Source organism: Halanaerobium sp. (genome assembly GCF_003070835.1).
The window spans coordinates 1-3,953 of the sequence record NZ_QBLR01000304.1 but is presented as its reverse complement, the minus strand read 5'-3'; the positions used below and the strand labels follow the sequence as shown (position 1 = coordinate 3,953).

Below are 3,953 nucleotides of genomic sequence, written 5' to 3'. Positions count from 1 at the left end.
TGGGTGTTACTATTAAATTCGACAAGAATGGGGTGAAGCCCTTTTTATATCATTAAAATCTTTGTTATATCAAGGCTTATTTTTATGAAATTCGCTTATCTAACAGCTTCTCTATAGATTTCTGTAATCACATAGAAATAATCTTTAAAACCAGATTCTTTATTTATTCTTATTGATTTTACATTCCCCATATACGGAAATGATCTTATTTCTTCATTTTCAACAGTATTAATATTTAAAATAGGCCTGTTACTCTTTTTGGCTAATAATACTTCTTTTCTACACCAGCTGCTATTAGAATATTTATCAGAGTTAATCATTACTAAAAAAGAATTATCAATTTCTCTTTTTATTTTCTCCCAAAATTCATATCCAACTTCAATATCTGTAGCATCAAAAAAAGAATCAGCTCGAGTTATTGAGTCTATATATTTTTTTAGTTTCCTTGCAGTATCAATTCCATCAGTTTTTGTATGGCTGATAAATATTTTCAAGGGAGAACCTGGATCGCTATTATCGAAACTATATAATTCTCTAGTAAATTCATGTAATAGTTGGTTTAATAAAAATATTTTTTGAAAATCAATTTCATCAATATCCTCAGTCTTATTAAAAATATTCTTTATCTCACCTAAATCATTCATTCTTATAAAATTAGATTTTTTTAGTCTTCTGTGAAAAGAAAAAGAATTACTATTTATAGCAACCGGAAATAATAAAACATCAGAGTTAGTTCTAATATTTGTAATATATTTTTCCCATTTAGGGTCAATAGTCATATGATCATCAACTAATATAACTATTGCTGTCTTAGCAGCATCATCATACTGAATATTTAATTCATTTTCCTCTAAATTTCTAAATTTAACAGGGATGCCTATCTCTTTAAAGGTAATATTATCAGGATCTCGGTTAATTTTCTTAAAAATATATTCCGCCAATTCTTTACCAGGATTAAAATCATCATGCCACAAAATATATATTTGGAATGGAGTTTTATACAATTAGCATCACCCTCTTACTAGATAGAGTAACTTCTTAGTCTAAAATATTATTTAATTCAGCTTTATATTGAAAGTTTCTATTAGTTTCTAAAAATAAAGTTCTGCCTGACTTTAATTTCTCATAATAATTAACAAATTCTCTTTCATCTTGCAGACAAGTTTTAATCTCTAAAAATTCTGGTATTCCTTCTGCTTTTGCTAATTTTAGGCTTGCAATATCTCGATTTTTTTCATCAGCGATTCCTATTTCATAAGGAACCCACCATGACATTTTTGTCTTACTGGAGACTAAACTAAGTAAATGAGTAGAAGTACCGATAGCATTTTTAATTATTTTTACAACTTTTTCAGAGTCACCATTACCTGTAGCTTGGTTTAAAAAATAATCAAATTCATCTAAATAAATATCTACTCCAATATCATTTTTTAAATAATTTGCTATTTTTCTTGCTTCTTCTTTATCATCACTTTTATGAGATATAAAGACACAATGCTCTTCATTACTTTTTATTTCCTTCAAAGCAGATTCTGAAATTAGTTCATCAGCTCTTGCACTATAAGCTCTCTCTTCATATTCTGATTTTAAATTAATTATTTTTGCCATATAAATAACCCCCATAGTTTTATATTAATATAAAATTTATTTCCCTTTAGCAATTTCTTCCATTAATCTTTTATATGCCTTTAATTTATTATTTGTTTCTCTTAAGTCCTTAATAAGCTCATCATATTCCGGAAATTTTTTCTGTATTTCCTGCGGAGATTTATTAGAATATTTTTCTTTGTTTTCATTTAACCATTTTCTGTATTTGGCCTGCCATTTAGTTAAGTGTGGCCTTAAAATCTGATTTAAAACTTGAAATGATATTTCTACTATTTCTTTAGTACTTTTATATTTTTGATAACATGAAACAGGTATTTCTTTAATTAACACCCTAGTGATTCCAAAAAAATCGTACCAAGAATCATATATCTCTTCAATAATATCATTGTCAAAATCTATCGGTTGTCCTAATTGACGAGTACTTATTTCAATCCAGAGCTGATAAGCTATTTGATAATCGCGATTATTGGGTTTAACTTCTATTTGCCCTTGACCAATTCCAATTACAGCTTTATCTATTTCATATTTTCCTCCTAAACTTTTTTTGCTATACAAATATTTTATTATAAATCCAATAAGTAAGATGATAAAAATAAATAATAAATTAATTTCTGATATTAAATAATAGATGTTTTTAATTTTAAAAGTAAAAATATTCATATGCGCCTCCCTTATTAAAACATTTAATTATTCTCACTTTTTATGTTAAGTTTTGAAATATAATATTCATCAAAATTATAATCCAATTTTTCATAACTATTTAACCTGTTGTTCTTACAATCATCAAGCCCAATATAATAAATTGGTTTTTCTAAACTTTTAAAATAGTCAAGTTCAAAGCTAACCCATTCAGAATTTAAAGACTCATTACTTTTAAGTAATAAAAGACTTTTTGACTGTTCTAGTCTCTTTTTCAACACCATTTTTGTGTAATCACTAACAAGCTTCCTTTTCAGAAAGTCATTATCACTGAGCCAATCACAATAAGCATTTAAGTTTTGATTATTTAAACTTTTAATCACTTTATTTACTATATCCTTATTGATCAGACTATGAGAAATAAAAACATCAAAGACTTTTTTATTCTGAATATTGTCATTGGAAATTCTTTCCCATAAGTCTATAGGTGTCATATTAAAATCACTTTTTTCTGTCATATAGTACTTTTTCTTCCCTTTGAATTTTTTTCTCAGCTTAACATATTTACCAAGTGATTGTAGGTGTTTAAATGCCATTATTCTAATCTGATCATTCCGTTCTGCATCATTTAATTTATAAAAAAATTCATTTATTTTTTCCGAATTATATTTTATTAATTCATTAACAATTTCAACTTTCCCCTCTGTACTTATTCCTCGCTGATGATAAGCTGCAATAAAGGCATCAATGTATAGCGGTTCTATATCCTGAACTTTCTTTTTATTTTTTTTAATTTTAGCTTGAAATTTTTTTATTTTAGCAATCCTCTTAGTTTTAAATTTTTCTAGTCTTTGCTGTTGCAGTTCTAAATCAAAATTATCTTTATGCCTCAACTTTCCCTTTTGGCTTAACCAACCTTTAACTTGCGGTAAATTCAATAAATAATCTTTTGCATTTAAAGGTCTATATCGTCTTTTTTTACCCTTTTTAACTAAAAAATTATCTTTTTCAAAATATAACTGATAACGTTCTTCCATTATTCTCCATTCATTAGGATAAAAATACTTAAATTTCTGAACTATTAATTCTTGATCATACTCTTGAGGCAATATCTCTTTTATTAATTTTAATGGCCTTTTAATTTTTTTATTAAATCTCATTAACTCACCATCATATTTTCGTTTTGCTTTACCAGGCATAAATTTAACTCCTCATAATATTTTATTTCTAAAACATATGTACAATTATATAATTCTTGATTGTTATGATTTTTCCTTCATTTTAGTTAATCTTTTCCTTTTTTGTTGCAACTTTCACTATATTTTTAGTCTATCATGGAGAAAGCTACAGTTTAACTCACTGATACACTTTTTGGGAAACCTTAGGTGTAAAATCTTATTTGATATTTACTGACCATTGCCAGGTGATAATTCAAAAAGTTGCAGACTAAAATTTATGAACCCCCCCAGCTCCTCACCCCGGACCCATCCTCATCATAAGTCTCAAAATAATAGCCCACAGCAGAAAGAAAGCGAAACTTCTTTAAAAGCAGCCGATAAAACTTATCATCATGAGTCGAAAGCACCAGCTGCTTATTTAAGTCTCCCCCCTCCATCGAACAGCTCCGCAGCACATCAATAAAAGAAATAATATTTAAGTCATCCATACTCTGCATTGGATCATCAAGCAGAATAGTATTTAATTTT

General features: G+C 27.3%; 5 protein-coding genes. All 5 read right to left on the bottom strand.

The features are described 5' to 3' along the window. Positions 1-95 precede the first annotated feature (95 nt). Entirely contained in the window at positions 96-1,004 is a 909-nt protein-coding gene (locus CI949_RS17900; RefSeq protein ID WP_290768878.1) for a toll/interleukin-1 receptor domain-containing protein, read from the bottom strand. Positions 1,005-1,038: 34 nt separating this feature from the next. After that, the gene (locus tag CI949_RS17895) at positions 1,039-1,608 is read right to left on the bottom strand and encodes a toll/interleukin-1 receptor domain-containing protein (RefSeq protein WP_166635506.1); all 570 of its coding nucleotides are present in this window, start codon (positions 1,606-1,608) and stop codon (positions 1,039-1,041) included. A gap of 36 nt (positions 1,609-1,644) precedes the next feature. Further along, positions 1,645-2,268: a hypothetical protein gene (locus tag CI949_RS17890; protein ID WP_133618274.1), complete on the bottom strand. Its 624-nt coding sequence runs from the start codon at positions 2,266-2,268 to the stop codon at positions 1,645-1,647. Positions 2,269-2,291: 23 nt separating this feature from the next. Beyond that, complete coding sequence (locus CI949_RS17885; RefSeq protein ID WP_290768875.1) at positions 2,292-3,446, bottom strand: TIR domain-containing protein; 1,155 nt, start codon at positions 3,444-3,446, stop codon at positions 2,292-2,294. 254 nt (positions 3,447-3,700) lie between these two features. Beyond that, the coding region (locus CI949_RS17880; RefSeq protein ID WP_290768872.1) for a hypothetical protein at positions 3,701-3,953 on the bottom strand (253 nt) is incomplete at its 5' end.

Bases quoted from the DNA above. Each gene is read 5' to 3' on its own strand.
- CI949_RS17890 (WP_133618274.1), bottom strand. From the start codon at position 2,268: ATGAATATTTTTACTTTTAAAATTAAAAACATCTATTATTTAATATCA.
- CI949_RS17895 (WP_166635506.1), bottom strand. From the start codon at position 1,608: ATGGCAAAAATAATTAATTTAAAATCAGAATATGAAGAGAGAGCTTAT.
- CI949_RS17885 (WP_290768875.1), bottom strand. From the start codon at position 3,446: ATGCCTGGTAAAGCAAAACGAAAATATGATGGTGAGTTAATGAGATTT.